Origin of the sequence: Streptomyces sp. NEAU-W12 (genome assembly GCF_026242095.1) — a bacterium.
Lineage (GTDB): Bacteria > Actinomycetota > Actinomycetes > Streptomycetales > Streptomycetaceae > Streptomyces.
This window is the reverse complement of record NZ_JAPJDM010000006.1, coordinates 165,273-180,699: the sequence shown is the minus strand read 5'-3', so window position 1 is coordinate 180,699 and position 15,427 is coordinate 165,273. Positions and strand designations below refer to the sequence as shown.

Here is a 15,427-nt window from a genome sequence, read left to right as displayed (position 1 = left end):
GGCACCCGGGTCGCGCTCTGCGTGTGTCGCGAACACCCCGGCGCCCGCGGGTGCCGCGCGATCCGTGGGCGTGTGCGCGGGTGCGCGCGGGTACGGATCGTCAGGCGGAGGCCGCCGACGTGTCGGCGGCAGGCTCGACGCTTGCCGCCGCGCCTGTCTCCGCGCTCGCCGCTTCGACAAGGCCGGCCGCTTCGGCGGGGGCGACCGCTTCGGCACGCTCGTCCGCCGCGGCCCGGATGGACCGCCAGGCGGACTCGGCGGCCTGCTGCTCCGCCTCCTTCTTGCTGCGGCCGGTGCCGGTGCCGTACGAGACGCCTCCGACGCGGGCGGCAGCAGTGAAGGTCTTCTCGTGGTCGGGGCCGGTCTCCGTGACCAGGTACTCGGGCACGCCGAGTCCTTCGGTCGCGGTGAGCTCCTGGAGACTGGTCTTCCAGTCCAGGCCGGCGCCGAGGTTGGAGGACTTCTCGATCAGCGGGTCGAACAGGCGGTGCACCAGCTCCGCCGCCGAGTCGAGCCCTTGGTCGAGATAGACCGCGCCGATCACCGCTTCGAGGGTGTCGGCGAGGATGGACGCCTTGTCCCGGCCGCCCGTGCCCTCTTCACCGCGGCCGAGCCGGATGAAGGAGCCGAGGTCGAGCCCGCGGCCCACCTCCGCCAGCGCACGCGAGTTGACCACCGCGGCCCGCAGCTTGGCCAGTTGGCCTTCGGGCAGGTCGGGGTGGGCGTGGTACAGCGTGTCCGTGACGACGAGACCGAGCACGGAGTCCCCGAGGAACTCCAGCCGCTCGTTCGTCGGCAGACCGCCGTTCTCGTACGCGTAGGAACGGTGGGTCAGCGCACGCACCAGAAGGGCGGACTCGAGCCGGTAGCCGAGCCGCCCTTCCAGAAGCGTGTGGGACGAGGCCTGGTTGTTGTCCGCCGATCCGCTCCCGCTCGCGCGGGGCGACTGCTTCTTGGGCGTGGACACAGTGCCTCTCACCAGCCGCTCAGACCTCGAGGACCTGGCGCTTGTTGTAGGTGCCACAAGACGGGCACGCGATGTGCTGCTGCTTGGGCTCGTGGCAGCGCTCGCACGCAACCAGGGTGGGGACCGCAGCCTTCCACTGCGACCGGCGGTGGCGCGTGTTGCTGCGCGACATCTTCCGCTTCGGAACAGCCACGGCTACTTCTCCTGCTTCTCGTCGACGCCCGGTTCGGCGCCGCTCATCTCGTCCTTCTCGCCATCTTCGAGTGAACCGGCGAGTCCCTGCAGTGCCGCCCAACGGATGTCGACGGCGTCGTGGTGGTGGTCCGGGTCGTCCGCGAGCCGGGCTCCGCATTCGGAGCACAGGCCGGGGCAGTCGTCCTGGCACACCGGCTGCATCGGCAGTGCGAGCACCACCGCATCGCGCAGCACGGGCTCGAGGTCGAACATGCCGTCCTCGAGGAAAAGCCTGTCCTCGTCGTCCTCGGCGTCGTCGCCCGGTTCCGCCTTCACGCGGCCCCGGTCGTCGGCGTCAGGGTACGAGAACATCTCCTGGTACTCCGCGACGAGCTCCTGCTCGAGCGGCTCCAGACACCTTACGCACTCCCCCTCGGCCGTCGCACGGGCGGTGCCGGTGACGAGCACACCTTCCATGACCGACTCGAGCCGGAGTTCGAGTTCCACCGGGGCGCCTTCCGGCACTCCGATGACTCCCTGGATCCCGAGGTCCCCGGGCGCCTCGATCGAGCGGGTCAGGCGCTGTTGCGCGCCCGGCCTCCGTCCCAGCTCGTGCGTGTCGAACACGAGGGGATTGCGGTGGTCGAGGCGGGCGTTCAGAACCATTCCTGCTTTCGATCTTCGAGCTCGGAGATACGCTGCCCCGTCGTGTCCTGGGCAGCGTGGATCGCGGACGTCTACGAAGTCAGCGCAGCGCACACACGACCGATGAGCCAGGATACTGGACCTTCGGCTCTCGTCCCAATCCGGGCCGGTGGCAGCCGTGGGGCCGGGTGGCGCCGGCCGGGCCGTGGCCGGGCGGTCAGCCGTTGTCGCGGCCCTGTTCGTAGGCGCGCAACTGCTCGGCGCTGATCATGCTGGTGTCGAAGAGGCTGGTCTCGTCGAGGGCGGCCGGGTCCTGCTGCTGCGGGGCGTAGCCCTGCCGGTCCCGACCGGGCTCGTAGGCCGGCTGCTGCGGTGCCTCGTAGCCCTGGTAGGCGGCGTACGGGTCGGCCTGCTGCGGGTAGCCGTACGAGTCCTGCCCCCCGCCGTACTGCTGCGGGTAGCCGCCGTACGGATCGGACTGCCGGTTCTGCTGCTCATAGCCGTACGTCTGCTGCTGGGCGTAGTCCTGCTGCGCGACCTGCGGAGCCTGCTGGGGCCGGTCGGGCGCGGTCTGCTGGGGCCGGGCGCGCCGGTCCGGGGCGTCCGACATGGCCGCGAGGTCGGCGAGGTAGTCGGCGTCGCTGGAGTGCTGCACGGTCGTCATGTCCTCGGAGAGGGCGCCGAGGTCGTCGCTGGCGATCCGACCGTGCAGGGTCTGCCGGCCCCGGCCCACCGCCTCCAGGGTCTTGGCGAGGACCGCCTCGAAGGCGCCGAGCTTGACGTCGACGTACGCGTCGGCATTGCGGCGCAGGGTCTCCGGGTCGTGGCTGCGCTCGGGGGCGTCCTCGTCCTCGTAGCCCTGCTCGTCGAGCCCGGGGCCGGTGCCGAGCAGCTTCTCGCGGCCGCGGCCGACGGAGCCGAGGGTCTTGGTCAGGACGACCTCGAAGTTGGCGAGTTTGGAGTCGACGTAGTCGTCGGCCTCGGCGCGGACCTCTTCGGCCTCCTTGCGGGCCTCGGCGAGGATCCGGTCGGCCTCGGACTGGGAGCGGCGGGCGATCTCGGTGCCGGAGACCAGGGAGCCGCGCTCGGCGTGCGCGCCCTCGATGATCCGCTCGGCCTCCTGGCGGGCCTGCTCGACCATCTGCTCACGGCCGCCGATGAGTTCCCGGGCCTGGGCGAGGGAGTCGGGCAGCGCCGCGCGCACCTCTTCGAGCATCGAGAGCAGTTCGGCGCGGTTGACCACGCACGAGGCCGACATGGGCATCGACCGGGCCCCGGAGACCAGGTCGACGATCTCGTCCAGCTTCTTCTGCACGTCCACCGTGTGCTCGCCACTCTCTACAGCTGTGTTGGAGACGGACGCAACGACTGTACGGCCCTGGGGCGCGTGGGGAACACCGCCCGGCGAATTCCCCGGAGGCGGGCCCGCCGACGGGCCTCGGGCCTGCCCGGCACCGTCGCGCGCTCGTACTGCGCGCGGGCGGCACCCGGTCGCTCTCAGTCCTTGCGCAGGCGCTCGGAAAGGGCGGCGAAGACCTCCTGGGGCACCAGGTGGGAGACGTCGCCGCCCCAGGTGGCGACCTCCTTGACCAGGGAGGACGACAGGAAGCTGTAGGTGGGGTTGGTGGGGATGAAGAGGGTCTCCACGCCCGAGAGGCCGTTGTTCATCTGGGCCATCTGCAGTTCGTAGTCGAAGTCGCTGACCGCGCGCAGGCCCTTGACGATCGCGGGGATGTCGCGCTGCTTGCAGAAGTCGACGAGCAGGCCGTGGAAGGCCTCGACCCGGACGTTCCCGTACTCGGCGGTGACCCGGCCGATCAGGTCGATCCGCTCCTCGACCTCGAAGAGGCCCTTCTTGGACTGGTTGATCATCACCGCGACGTAGACCTCGTCGTAGAGACTCGAGGCTCGGGCGATGATGTCGAGGTGTCCGTTGGTGATCGGGTCGAACGACCCGGGGCAGACGGCGCGGCGCACTGGTGATCCCTCGCTCTCCGGTCCGGTCATCGTGCGTCTTCGCACGCAGCGGCGGCGCGACCGTACCAAAACGTTCCCTCGCCGTACCGACGGGACCGGAGCGTTTCGAAGCCGGGTGGCCACGCGAACTCCCCGCCTCTGGTGCTGCGCTCCACGGTGACGAGGGCTTCGTCGGCGAGCCAGCCCCCGGTGCGGAGTGTGAGCAGGATCTCGCGGAGATCGTCGTCGGAGACGGCGTACGGAGGGTCGAGGAAGACGACGTCGTACGGCTCGGCCGGCGGGGGCGTGCGGATGATCTGTTCCGCTTTGCCCGGTCTGACCTCGGCGCCGGGCAGCCCGAGTGTCTTGACGTTGTCCCGGACGGTGCGGACGGCCCGGGCGTCGGCCTCGACGAGGAGGGCGTGCCCGGCTCCCCGGGACAGGGCCTCCAGGCCCACGGCGCCGGAACCGGCGTACAGGTCGAGGACGCGCTCGCCGTGCAGCGGGCCGCCGAGGAGGGCCTGCCAGGTGGAGAACAGGCCTTCGCGGGCCCGGTCGGAGGTGGGGCGGGTGCCGTTGCCCGGCGGTACGCCCAGGCGGCGTCCGCCGGCCCGGCCGGCGATCACGCGGGTCATGTCCTCGTCCTTGTCCTCGGTCGTCCTTGGTCGCTGGGCTCCTGCCGGCGTGCCGACCGGTGTGCCGGCCAGTGCCCAGAGGCCGGCCGCACCAGTCTGTCAGCCCTTCTCCAGGTACTGCTCCCTCTCGTCGTCCAGCAGAGCCGCGAGCGCGGTGCGCAGTCCCGGCAGGCTCTCCAGTCCGGGGTCGGTGGCGACGACCGCGGTGGCCTCCTCGCGGGCCTCGGCGATGATCTCCTCGTCGTCGATGACGGCGAGCATGCGCAGGCTGGAGCGGGTGCCCGACTGGGCCTGGCCCAGGACGTCGCCCTCACGGCGCTGTTCGAGGTCGAGGCGGGAGAGCTCGAAGCCGTCGAGGGTGGCGGCGACCGCACCGAGCCGCTGGCGGGCCGGGCTCGCCTCGGGCATCTCGGTGACGAGCAGGCACAGGCCGGGGGCCGAGCCCCGGCCGACCCGGCCGCGCAGCTGGTGGAGCTGGGAGACGCCGAAGCGGTCCGCGTCCGTGATCACCATGACGGTGGCGTTGGGAACGTTGACCCCGACCTCGATGACGGTGGTGGCGACCAGGACATCGGTCTCCCCGGCGGCGAAGCGGCGCATGACGGCGTCCTTGTCGTCGGGCTGCATCCTGCCGTGCAGGACCTCCACGCCCAGGCCGCTCAGCGGGCCCTTCGCCAGGTGGTCGGCGACGTCGAGGACGGCCAGCGGCGGACGCTTCTCGGCGTCGTCCTCGGGAGACCCGGGCTTCTTCTTCCCCGCCTTCTTCGGATCGTCCTCCTCGTCCCCGATGCGCGGGCAGACCACGTACGCCTGGTGGCCGTTGCCCACCTCCTCGCGGACCCGTTCCCAGGCACGGGCCAGGAAGTGGGGTTTGTCGGCGGCCGGGACGACATGGCTGACGATGGGTGAGCGGCCGGCCGGGAGCTGGTCGAGGACGGAGGTCTCCAGGTCGCCGAAGACCGTCATCGCGACGGTGCGCGGGATGGGCGTGGCGGTCATGACGAGCAGGTGCGGGGGCTGTTTGCCCTTGCCGCGCAGGGCGTCGCGCTGTTCGACGCCGAACCGGTGCTGCTCGTCGACGACGACCAGGCCCAGGTCGTGGAACTGGACCTTGTCCTCGATCAGCGCGTGTGTGCCGATGACGAGGCCGGCCTCGCCGGTGACCAGGTCGAGCAGGGCCTGACGGCGGGCGGCCGCACCCATGGAGCCGGTGAGCAGCACGACCTTGGTGGCGTTCTCCGCCCCGCCCAGCATGCCGCCCTCGGCCAGCTCGCCCATCATCTCGGTGACCGAGCGGTGGTGCTGCTGGGCGAGCACCTCGGTGGGCGCCAGCATGGCCGCCTGTCCCCCGGCGTCGACGACGGCGAGCATGGCGCGCAGGGCGACCAGGGTCTTTCCGCTGCCGACCTCGCCCTGGAGCAGCCGGTGCATCGGGTGCTCGGTGCCGAGGTCGCCGAAGATCTCCTCGGAGACCTTCCGCTGGCCGTCGGTGAGCGTGAAGGGCAGCCGGTCGTCGAAGGCGGCGAGCAGGCCGTCGGGCCGCGGCCTGCGGGCGACGGCGGGGAGCAGGCCGTCGGCGTGGCGGCGCCGGGCGAGGGCGACCTGGAGGACGAAGGCCTCGTCCCATTTCAGGCGGGCGCGGGCCTCCTCGACGTCGGCCCTGGTCTGCGGGCGGTGGATCTTCAGCAGGGCCTCGGGGAGCGGGACCAGGCCGCGTCCCTCGCGCAGCGGTCCGGGGAGGGGGTCCACGGCGTCCTGGGCACGGGGCAGGACGGTCTGGAGCGCCTTGCCGATCTTCCAGGACTCCAGTTTGGCGGTGGCGGGGTAGATCGGGATGAGTGAGCCGGCCCAGGTCTCGACGCTCTCCTCCGGGTCGCCCCGCAGCAGCTCGTACGCGGGATGGGCGAGTTGGAGGCGGCGGTTGAAGACGGAGACCTTGCCGGCGAACATCGCGCGGGTGCCCGGCAGGAGTTCCTTGTGCGGCTTGTGGACACCGTGGCCGAAGAAGACCAGCTGGAGCCTGCCGCTGCCGTCCGTGATGGTGACCTCGAGACGCTGGCCCTTGCCGCGCGGGGCCTTGGCGGAGGCGAAGGTGTGCAGCCGCGCGTCGGCGACCTGGGCGACCACGGTGACGTGCTCGTCCATGGGGAGGTCGGCGAGGTGGGTGAGCTGACCGCGCTCCTCGTATCTGCGGGGGTAGTGGTGGAGGAGGTCGCCGACCGTGTGCAGGCCGAGGTGCTCGGCCATCACCTTCGCGGTGGGCGGACCGAGCACCGACTTCAGCGGCTGTTGCAGTGGTTCTCGCGACGGTTCTTGCAGCGGTTCTTGCAGTGCGGGCACGGCATCCATTGCACACCACGGCACTGACAAAGCGGGAACACCGGTGCCGCGGCGCCTTCCGGCGGATGGGGAATTCCCTGGTCGGCGGAGTCCTCCGGGCCCTAGGATGACGCGCCAACGCCCCGGCCATCCCCGCGGTCACCGGACCGCCCGACCCCGCGCCGTCAAGAGCCCCCACCGGCGCCGTGACGATGGACTCCCAGATCTCCCAGGCATCCCAGGCACCCGGCCCACCTCAGCCGCCCCACACCTTCCAGGTCGATCTCCGCGGCCTGGTGGACCTGCTCTCCCACCACCTCTACTCCAGTCCCAAGGTCTACCTGCGCGAGCTGCTGCAGAACGCGGTGGACGCCATCACCGCCCGCCGCGCCGAGGATCCGGACGCCCCGGCACACGTGCGGCTGTCCGTGGAGGCGGACGGGCTGCGGGTGGAGGACACCGGTGTCGGCCTCACCGAGGCGGACGTGCACGACCTGCTGGCCACCATCGGGCGCAGCTCCAAGCGCGCCGAGGGCCTGCAGGAGGCCCGCTCCGGCTTTCTCGGGCAGTTCGGCATCGGGCTGCTCGCCTGCTTCGTGGTGGCCGAGCGGATCCGCGTCGTCAGCCGCAGTGCGCGGACGGCGGACGCGTTGCCCGTGGAGTGGACCGCGCGCGACGACGGTTCGTACACCGTACGGACGCTGCCCGGGGAGGCGCGGCCCCAGCCGGGCACCACCGTGCACCTGGTGGCGCGGGCCGGGTCCGCCGAGTGGCTGGCCGAGGAGCGGGTGCTGTCGCTGGCCCGGGACTTCGGCTCGCTGCTGCCGTACGACGTACGGGTGGGCGAGGAGGCGGTGACCGGGCTGCCCGCGCCCTGGGACCGCGCGTATCCGAGTCCCGCCGCCCGCAGGGTGGCACTGGCCCGGCACTGTCACGACCTGTTCGGCTTCACCCCGCTGGACTCCGTCGACCTGGACGTGCCGCTGGCGGGGGTGCGCGGAGTGGCGTACGTGCTGCCGTCCGCGGTCAGTCCGGCCCGGCGCGCGGGACACCGCGTGCACCTGAAGGGCATGCTGCTGACCGAGCGGGCCGAACAGCTGCTGCCCGACTGGGCGTTCTTCGTGCGCTGCGTCCTGGACACGGACAGTCTGCGACCGACGGCCTCGCGCGAGTCGCTGTACGAGGACGAGACGCTGGCCGGGGTCCGCGAGTCGCTGGGCGAGCGGATCCGCGGCTGGCTGACCGGTCTGGCCGCCGGGGACCCGGAGCGCCTTGCGGCGTTCCTGTCGGTGCACCACCTGGGCGTGAAGGCGCTCGCGCGGCACGACCGGGAGATGCTGCGCACGATGCTGCCCTGGCTGCCGTTCGAGACGACGGACGGGCGGCTGTCCCTGGAGGAGTTCGCGCAGCGGCACCCGGTGGTGCACTTCACGCGCACGGTCGAGGAGTACCGGCAGGTCGCGCCGATCGCGTCCGCGCAGGGCATCGGCGTGGTCAACGGCGGTTACACGTACGACAGCGAACTGGTCGAGGCGCTGCCGGCGGTGCGGCCGAACACCGCGGTCGCCGAGCTGGACGCGGACACGGTCACCGCCCATCTGGACGCGGTGGACCCGGCCGAGGAGCTGGCCCTGTCGGGCTTCCTGGCCGCCGCGCGGGCCAGACTGGACCCGCTGGGCTGCGACGTGGTCCTGCGCGCGTTCCACCCGCTGTCGGTGCCCGCGCTGCACCTGGACGACCGGGAGATCCGGCACGAACAGGCTCGCGCCGAGGCGGAGTCGGGGGCCGACGACCTGTGGGCGGGCATTCTCGGCTCGCTGCGCGGCAGCGCCCCGCGGGCGCGTCTGGTGCTCAACCATCTCAACCCGCTGGTACGGCGCATCGGTTCGCTGGGCGAGACCGAACTCATCGGCACCGCCACCGAGTCCCTGTACGGGCAGGCGCTGCTCATGGCACAGCGGCAGCTGCGGCCTGCCGACTCGGCGCTGCTCAACCGGGCGTTCCTCGGCCTGCTGGAGTGGGCCACCCACGACGACTCCACGGGGGGCTCCGGCCGATGACCTCGATCACCGATCTCGATTCCCTGCGCCGCGCGATGGGCGAGAACTCCGAGCAGCCGGAGGGGCCGGCCCGCAACGCGCGCGCGGAGCACCTGCTGCTCGAGGCCGAGCAGCTGGGCATCCCGCTCGCCGTGATCGAGGCGCTCGGGCACCAGCTGAAGGTCTACAACTACAGCTCGGAGAAGGGAAAGATGTTCGTCCCCTTCGCGCGGCTGCTGCGCATGTGGGACGAACGCCCCGAGGACTTCGACGCGGACGAGACGCATGCGCTGCACTGGGTGTTCAAGTGGATGTCGGCCGGCATGCTCGACCAGCCGCACATCCCGCTCGCCTCGATCGAGAAGTGGCTCGGCGAGATGGAGCGCCGCTACCGGCTGGCCGGTCATTCCGAGCGAGCGGTGCGCAGTGCCGAGTTCAGTGTGGCCGCGCATGTCGGGGACGTGCCGCGGGCCGAGCGTGCGTACGCCGCGTGGCTGGCCGCCGACCGGGACACCATGGCCGACTGCCATGCGTGCGAGCTGCACGGGCAGGGCTGGTGGCAGGCGCACAACGGGCGGGACGCGGAGGCCCTCGAGCTGTGGCGGCCGGTCCTGGAGGGCGAGTTCACCTGTGCCCACGAACCGCACACGGTCCTGGCGTCCTCCCTGTTGCCCCTGCTGCGGCTGGGCCGCGTGGACGAGGCGCGCGCCCACCATCTGCGTGGTTTCCGGCTGGTCCGGCCCATGGAGAGCATGCGCGGCGCGTACGCGGACCATGTGGAGTTCTGCGCGCTGAGCGGCAACGAGGCGCGCGCCCTCGAACTGCTCGCGGAGCGGCCCGCCTACTTCACCGACGAGGGGCATCCGCGCAGCAAGCTGGACTTCCTGAGTGTGGTGACGCTGGTCATGGACCGGCTGACCGGGCTCGGTCTGGGCGGCAGCCGGGTCCCCGGGCCGGCCGGACGGACCTGGACCGCCGCGGAACTGGCCCCGCACGCGCGGGACCGGGCGCTGGCTCTGGCGGCCCGTTTCGACGAGCGCAACGGCACGGAGCACGTAGGTGAGCGGGCCCGCGCGCGGATGGCGCGCCGCCCGCTGGTGGACCGGCTGCCGCTCGGCGTGCGGCCGTCGGGCAGGTCCCCGATACGGTCGCCCGAGCGCCCGGTACGGCCCGTGGCGCCGGGTGCCGGGGCGCCGGCGGCGCCGGACACGGAGCCCTTCGGCGATTTCGGGCTGCCCGCGCTGCTCGTCGAGGCGCGGCGGTTGTCGGACACCCTGCAGCCGCACGCCGTGGAGGCGTGGGCGGCGGTGGCGCGCGCCGCGCAGGAGGCCGAGGCGGCGGGGAACGCCGACATCCTGGAGGTCCGCGACCGCGCGGAGGTCGCCGACCACGAGGCGATGGCCCTCGGCCCCGGGGCCACCGGCCTCTTCGAGCGGGCCGCCGAACTGTACGCGGAGGCGGACGACCCCGGGGAGGCTCTGGCGGCACGCGCGCGTGCGGCCTACGTCCACGCGCTGGAGGGCCGGGTGGACGAGGCGCTCGCGGCGGTGGCCGGACCGCACGAGGAGGTCCTCGCGCTGTACGCCGCCGGCGGTACGGGCCCGCGGCAGACGGCGTCGGTACTGATGGCACGGGCGCGGATCCTGACCCGGCGGGTGCACGCCGCCGGTGAGGACCGTGAGGACGCCGTCCTGGAGGAGGCCGTGACCGCCGTCCGCGCGGTCCTGGCGTTCGTGGAGGGGCACACCGGCGGGGACGTGCGGCTCGCCGCGCGGGCCGCCGAGGCCCAGGCGATGCTCGGCGAACTGGCGGGGCACTCCGGGGACGTGGAGGGTGCCGCGGAGCTGTCCGCGCGGGCCGCCGAGGCGTTCGTCGCGGCGGGGCTGCCGTGGTTCGCGGTGGAGTACGAGGCCCGGCTGGCGCAGCTCGCCCACCATCTCGGTGACGTCGACGGTGCCGAACGGGCGCTGCGGGCGGCTCTGGAGCACGGCGGGCCGTATCTGGAGCCGGTCGGGCGGGCTCAGCTGCATCTGCAGCTCGCCGAGGTGACCGGCGGGCTGGGGCGGGTGGCCCAGGCCGCGGACCACGCCCTGGAGGCCGCGCACTGGGCCGACGAGGCGGGCGAGGGAGCGACGCTGGGTGCCTGGGCGCGGCACCAGCTCGGCGGGTTCCTGCTGCGGCGCGGACGATGGGCCGAGGCGGCCGAGGTGCTGGAGTCCGTCCTGCCCGACGTGACGGCCGGTACGCACGGGGACGGGGCGGTCGTCCAGACGCTGTGGTGGCTCGGGGACTGCCTCGGTGAGCTGGGCGAGCACCGGGCCGCCGCCGAGCGGCGGTTGCAGGCCGCCGAGATCGCCCGGCACTGGCCGGAGCAGCAGGACCACGCGACGCTGGCCCATCTGGCCGCGGCCAGCCTGGAGCAGGCGGGCCTGTCCGGGGACGCGGAGCGGGCCTTCGCCCGTGCGGGCGAGCTGTGGCGCACGGTCGGCGACGTGCCCGGCCTGGTGCGCTCGTTGCGTGCCCGCGCGTGGCTCCTGCTGCGTGCGCAGGCCGACCTCGACGGGGCACGCGCGCTGATGGCGGACGCGGTCGAGGAGTGCGGGACGGCGGCGGCCGCGGCCCCGGACGACGAGACCCGTGCGCGTCTCACCGCCGAGCTCGGCCACACCCACCTGCAGTTCGCGGACCTGCTGGTGCGGGTGGCGGGCGGCGGGACCGCCGCCGAGGACGGGAAGTCCCTGCGCGAGGAGGCGGTGGCCGCGCTGGACCGGGCGATCGCCACGTTCGCCCCGCTGGGCCCGGACACCCTCGAGGACCGTTCCCGGGCCGAACTGGCCGCGGCCCGGCTGGAGGCCGACCTGGGCCGCCCCGCCGCCGCGACGGCACGCGCGCGTGCCGTCCTGACCGCCCACGGGAACGCCCCCGGGCAGGACGGGACGGCCCGGGCCCTGCGCGCCCAGGCGGAACACCTGGTGCGTACCGTCACGGGGAGGGAGGCGGAGGAGGAGCGGGGCGCGGCGGAGAGCTGAACCCGCCGCACGACGACCGCGCGGGCCGGACCGCCCCTGAAACCTCCTCGCACGCGACCGGGCCCACCGCCGGCCCGGGGCGGGGTGGTCCGGCGCGAAACGGGGCGGCGACGGCGACGTCCGGCTGTCTCCCGCCACGTCATCCAGCCGGTCGGGCCGACGGAACACCCGGACCGCGGCCCCGGTCGCACCGTCCCCGGCGTCGCGGTCCGGCGTCGCGGGGCCGGGCGGCGACGGCCGCCGGGCGCCCCCCTCGGCGGACGTGCCCGCCGGGCCCGGACCGGAGGTGACGGGTCGTGGCCGGGGCACCACGGCGGTTCCGGTGGCCGGGACGTCCGGGGGCAGGACTGGACAGGACTGCCCCCGGCAGCGGTCTGGCGCGCGTACGCGGCCCGGTGACCGCAGGCGTCCGCTGCGGCCGGCCGGGGCGTGGAGCCGGGACCGGCGACGACGCGGCTCGCGCCGCCCGCAGGGGGCCCGCCCTCACTCCACCCCGATGAGGAGCAGGGCTCCCTGCCTGCCGCCCTGGTGGAGGACCGTGTCGACGGCCAGGTAGCGCTCGCGGACGTGGGTCTCCAGGTGCGTGGCGACGGTGTGCGGGGTCCCGTCTCCGAGGACCAGGGTGACCATCTCGCCGCCGGCGGAGAGCATGCGGTCCAGGACGGCGGTGGCGGTGGCGGTGGCGTCGTCGCCGATCACGGCCACGTCGCCGTCGATGAGGCCGAGGACGTCGCCGGCCTGGCAGATGCCCGCCATGGTCCAGGACTGCCGTTCGGCGACGGTGATCTCGGCGTACCGGGTCGCGCCCGCCGCCGAGGTCATCGCCACCACGTCCTCGTCGAAGCGGCGCTCCGGCTCGTGCACCGCGAGTGCCGCGATGCCCTGGACCGCGGAACGGGTGGGGATGAGGGCCACCCTGAGCCCGTCGGCGCGGGCCTGTTCGGCGGCCGCGGCGGCGGTGTGGCGCAGCTCCGCGTCGTTGGGCAGCAGCACCACCTCGTGCGCGTGGGCCCGCCGTACGGCGTCGACCAGCTCGCCGCTCGCGGGCGGCTCGCCGGGGCGGGCCAGCACCGTGGTCGCCCCGGCCTCGGTGTACAGGCCGGCCAGCCCTTCGCCGGGCACCACGGCCACCACGGCCCGCGCGACCCGTTCCGCGGCCGGCCGGCCGGCACCGGGGGCGTGGGCGTCACCGGCGCCGAAGTGCGTGATCCGGATGCGGTGCGGGCGCCCTGCCTCGACCCCCGCCTCCACGGCGGCTCCGGCGTCGTCGACATGGACGTGGACGTTCCACAGCCCGTCGCCGCCGACCACGACGAGTGAGTCCCCGAGGGCGTCGAGCCGCTGCCGCAACCGCTGCACGGCCGCGTCCTCGGCCTCCAGGAGGTAGATCACCTCGAAGGCGGGTCCGGTGACCGCGGCCTCCGCCGCTCCCCCGCCGTCGGCGCACCCGGTGGGAGGCGTGATGCCGGCGGGGCGCCCGGCCCCGGCGGGTTCCCCGTGACCCGCCCGCGCGTGCCCCGCCCGCGCGTGCGCCCCGGTCCCGTACACCCCGGGCCCGGCCCCTCCCGGTGTCTCTCCCGTGAACGTCTCCACCAGGGCCGCCAGCACCGCCACCAGTCCCTTGCCGCCCGCGTCCACCACACCCGCCCGCCGGAGCACGGCCAGCTGGCCCGGCGTCGCGGCGAGGGCCGCGCGGGCGCCGTCGTAGGCCGCCCGCGCCACCTCCCCGCAGTCGCCCTCCGCACCGCCGGCCGCGTCGGCGGCGGCCGTGGCGACGGTGAGCACGGTGCCTTCGACGGGGTGGGCCACGGCCCGGCGCGCGGAGTCGGCCGCGGTCCGCAGGGCGCGCCGCAGCCCCTGGCCGTCGGCGTGGGGCGCCTCCTCCCCGGCCAGCACCTGTGCCATCCCGCGCAGCAGCTGCGCCAGGATCGTCCCGGAGTTGCCGCGGGCGCCGATCAGCGCCCCGTGCGCCATCGCGCGCGCCGCGTCCGCCAGCGTGGGCCCCTCGGGCCCGCCCGCCTCGTACCCCGCGAACACCGCCTCGACGGCCGTGGCCGCGGACTCGACCGTCAGGTAGAGATTGGTCCCGGTGTCCCCGTCCGCCACGGGGTAGACGTTGATCGCGTCGATCTCCTCACGCGCGCGCCCCAGGGCGTCGAGCGCGCGTCCGCACCAGGCACGCACCGCGAGAGCATCGAAGAATGTCTGCGGCACCTGCGCCACCTGCGCCTCCCTGAGCTGCTGGACGTGGCACGCAGCGTAGACCTCGGGGGTCCGGTCGGCGGAAGCGGGCCGGGCGGGCCCCTGAGCTGCCATGCCGGTTTCGTTCTCCTGGTTCACCCGTTGTATGCTGCTCCGGTTGCCCGATCCGAATCGGGCCTCTCCCTGGCAGAGCCACTCAGATTCCCAAGAGCTCCTCGAGTTCCGACGTTCCTGATCCCGGCATGCCGGGATCAACCGTAAGTGCATCTGAAGTCTTTGGAGTGACCCGTGGCTGCCAACTGCGACGTCTGTGGCAAGGGGCCGGGCTTCGGCAACAACATCTCGCACTCGCACCGCCGTACGCCCCGTCGCTGGAACCCGAACATCCAGCGTGTGCGTACCGTGGTGGGCGGGACGCCGAAGCGCGTGAACGCTTGCACCTCGTGCATCAAGGCCGGCAAGGTCTCGCGCTGACGCTCTCGCTGAGCGCGCGGCCACAGCTGGTTCACCGCACTGAGCCGGTCCACCCTGGGTGGACCGGCTTCTTGCCATGCCCGCGCGGGCTTTCCCGGCCGTGAGGCGGGCCTCAGCACCCGTCGGACGCGGGGCGGCCCCCGGATCCGACGCCGTCCCTGCGCCCGAGCGCCCACCCGTGGTCCACCGGCCCGATCCCGGCGCCCAGCCCGAACCCGGCCGCGATCGCACCCGTGACGTACTCCTTGGCGGCCGTCACCGCCTCCGGCACCGACTGCCCCTTGGCCAGCTGCGCGGCGATCGCCGAGGCGAGGGTGCAGCCCGTTCCGTGGGTGTGCCGGTTGTCGTACCTCGGGGCGCGCAGCCAGTGCTCCTGTGAACCGTCCGTGAGGAGGTCGACGGCGTCGCCCGGGTCTCCGGCGAGATGGCCGCCCTTGATCACGACCCACCGCGGCCCGAACGCCAGCACCGCTTCCGCGGCCCGGCGAAAGTCCCGTTCCGACTGGACCCGGACACCGGTGAGCTGGGCCACTTCGTCCAGGTTCGGCGTGGCCACGGTCGCGACCGGCAGCAGCTTCGTCCGCACGGAGTCGAGCGCGGAGGACGCCAGCAGCGCGTCCCCGTGCTTGGAGACCCCCACGGGGTCGACGACCACCGGTACCCGGCTTCCGGCGAGCAGGCCGGCCACCGCCTCCACCAGTCCGGCGGAGGCGAGCATGCCGGTCTTGACCGCCTGGACCCCGATGTCGTCGACGACGCTGCGGTACTGGGCCCGCACCGCCTCCACCGGCAGCGGCCAGGCGCCCTGCACGCCGAGGGAGTTCTGCGCGGTGACCGCGGTGATCACGCTCATGCCGTGGGTGCCCAGCGCGAGCATCGTCTTCAGGTCGGCCTGGATCCCCGCTCCCCCGCCGGAGTCCGAGCCGGCGACCGTCAGCACCCTCGGCGGCACGGCCGCGGCGCCCTCGGCGCCCTCCACGCTCCCGG

Annotated in this window: 12 protein-coding genes; 3 read left to right on the top strand and 9 right to left on the bottom strand. The window is 73.7% G+C overall.

The annotated features are described in order from the left end of the window. Positions 1-100: 100 nt before the first annotated feature. The 7 genes from rnc to recG all read right to left on the bottom strand — a co-directional run bounded on the left by rnc (position 101) and on the right by recG (position 6,726). Positions 101-967, bottom strand: a complete 867-nt coding sequence (gene rnc, locus ORI94_RS09805) for a ribonuclease III (RefSeq protein ID WP_266074147.1) — start codon at positions 965-967, stop codon at positions 101-103. A gap of 19 nt (positions 968-986) precedes the next feature. After that, a complete protein-coding gene (gene rpmF / locus ORI94_RS09800) occupies positions 987-1,160 on the bottom strand; it encodes a 50S ribosomal protein L32 (RefSeq protein ID WP_003951102.1) in 174 nt (57 codons plus the stop codon). A 2-nt stretch (positions 1,161-1,162) separates the two neighbouring features. Beyond that, the gene (locus tag ORI94_RS09795) at positions 1,163-1,807 is read right to left on the bottom strand and encodes a YceD family protein (protein ID WP_266074018.1); all 645 of its coding nucleotides are present in this window, start codon (positions 1,805-1,807) and stop codon (positions 1,163-1,165) included. A gap of 196 nt (positions 1,808-2,003) precedes the next feature. Next, entirely contained in the window at positions 2,004-3,107 is a 1,104-nt protein-coding gene (locus ORI94_RS09790; RefSeq protein WP_266074017.1) for an ATP synthase F0 subunit B, read from the bottom strand. A 176-nt stretch (positions 3,108-3,283) separates the two neighbouring features. Beyond that, complete coding sequence (coaD, locus tag ORI94_RS09785; protein ID WP_042168041.1) at positions 3,284-3,763, bottom strand: pantetheine-phosphate adenylyltransferase; 480 nt, start codon at positions 3,761-3,763, stop codon at positions 3,284-3,286. 26 nt (positions 3,764-3,789) lie between these two features. Beyond that, positions 3,790-4,377 carry a 16S rRNA (guanine(966)-N(2))-methyltransferase RsmD gene (rsmD, locus tag ORI94_RS09780; protein ID WP_266074016.1) on the bottom strand — a complete coding sequence of 196 codons (588 nt, stop codon included), beginning with the start codon at positions 4,375-4,377 and terminating at the stop codon, positions 3,790-3,792. Positions 4,378-4,476: 99 nt separating this feature from the next. After that, positions 4,477-6,726, bottom strand: a complete 2,250-nt coding sequence (recG, locus tag ORI94_RS09775; protein WP_266074015.1) for an ATP-dependent DNA helicase RecG — start codon at positions 6,724-6,726, stop codon at positions 4,477-4,479. Positions 6,727-6,908: 182 nt separating this feature from the next. Between recG and ORI94_RS09770 the strand changes: the two genes are divergently transcribed. Together ORI94_RS09770 and ORI94_RS09765 are read left to right on the top strand one after the other, a co-directional pair. Beyond that, positions 6,909-8,756: an HSP90 family protein gene (locus ORI94_RS09770; RefSeq protein ID WP_266074146.1), complete on the top strand. Its 1,848-nt coding sequence runs from the start codon at positions 6,909-6,911 to the stop codon at positions 8,754-8,756. Further along, entirely contained in the window at positions 8,753-11,764 is a 3,012-nt protein-coding gene (locus ORI94_RS09765; RefSeq protein WP_266074013.1) for a tetratricopeptide repeat protein, read from the top strand. The genes ORI94_RS09770 and ORI94_RS09765 overlap by 4 nt, the downstream gene beginning before the upstream one ends. A gap of 483 nt (positions 11,765-12,247) precedes the next feature. Here ORI94_RS09765 and ORI94_RS09760 read toward each other — a convergent pair whose 3' ends face one another. Next, positions 12,248-13,987 (bottom strand): DAK2 domain-containing protein, encoded by a 1,740-nt coding sequence (locus ORI94_RS09760; protein WP_266074145.1) that lies wholly within the window; start codon positions 13,985-13,987, stop codon positions 12,248-12,250. 267 nt (positions 13,988-14,254) lie between these two features. Between ORI94_RS09760 and rpmB the strand changes: the two genes are divergently transcribed. Then, positions 14,255-14,440 (top strand): 50S ribosomal protein L28, encoded by a 186-nt coding sequence (rpmB, locus tag ORI94_RS09755; protein ID WP_004924906.1) that lies wholly within the window; start codon positions 14,255-14,257, stop codon positions 14,438-14,440. A gap of 112 nt (positions 14,441-14,552) precedes the next feature. Here rpmB and thiD read toward each other — a convergent pair whose 3' ends face one another. After that, positions 14,553-15,392, bottom strand: coding sequence for a bifunctional hydroxymethylpyrimidine kinase/phosphomethylpyrimidine kinase (gene thiD / locus ORI94_RS09750; RefSeq protein WP_266074143.1), 840 nt, complete (start codon positions 15,390-15,392; stop codon positions 14,553-14,555). Between the last annotated feature and the right edge of the window lie 35 nt (positions 15,393-15,427).

Coding starts and splice junctions, on each gene's coding strand:
- ORI94_RS09795 (WP_266074018.1), bottom strand. CDS start 1,807: ATGGTTCTGAACGCCCGCCTCGACCACCGCAATCCCCTCGTGTTCGAC.
- rsmD (WP_266074016.1), bottom strand. CDS start 4,377: ATGACCCGCGTGATCGCCGGCCGGGCCGGCGGACGCCGCCTGGGCGTA.
- recG (WP_266074015.1), bottom strand. CDS start 6,726: ATGGATGCCGTGCCCGCACTGCAAGAACCGCTGCAAGAACCGTCGCGA.
- ORI94_RS09770 (WP_266074146.1), top strand. CDS start 6,909: ATGGACTCCCAGATCTCCCAGGCATCCCAGGCACCCGGCCCACCTCAG.
- ORI94_RS09765 (WP_266074013.1), top strand. CDS start 8,753: ATGACCTCGATCACCGATCTCGATTCCCTGCGCCGCGCGATGGGCGAG.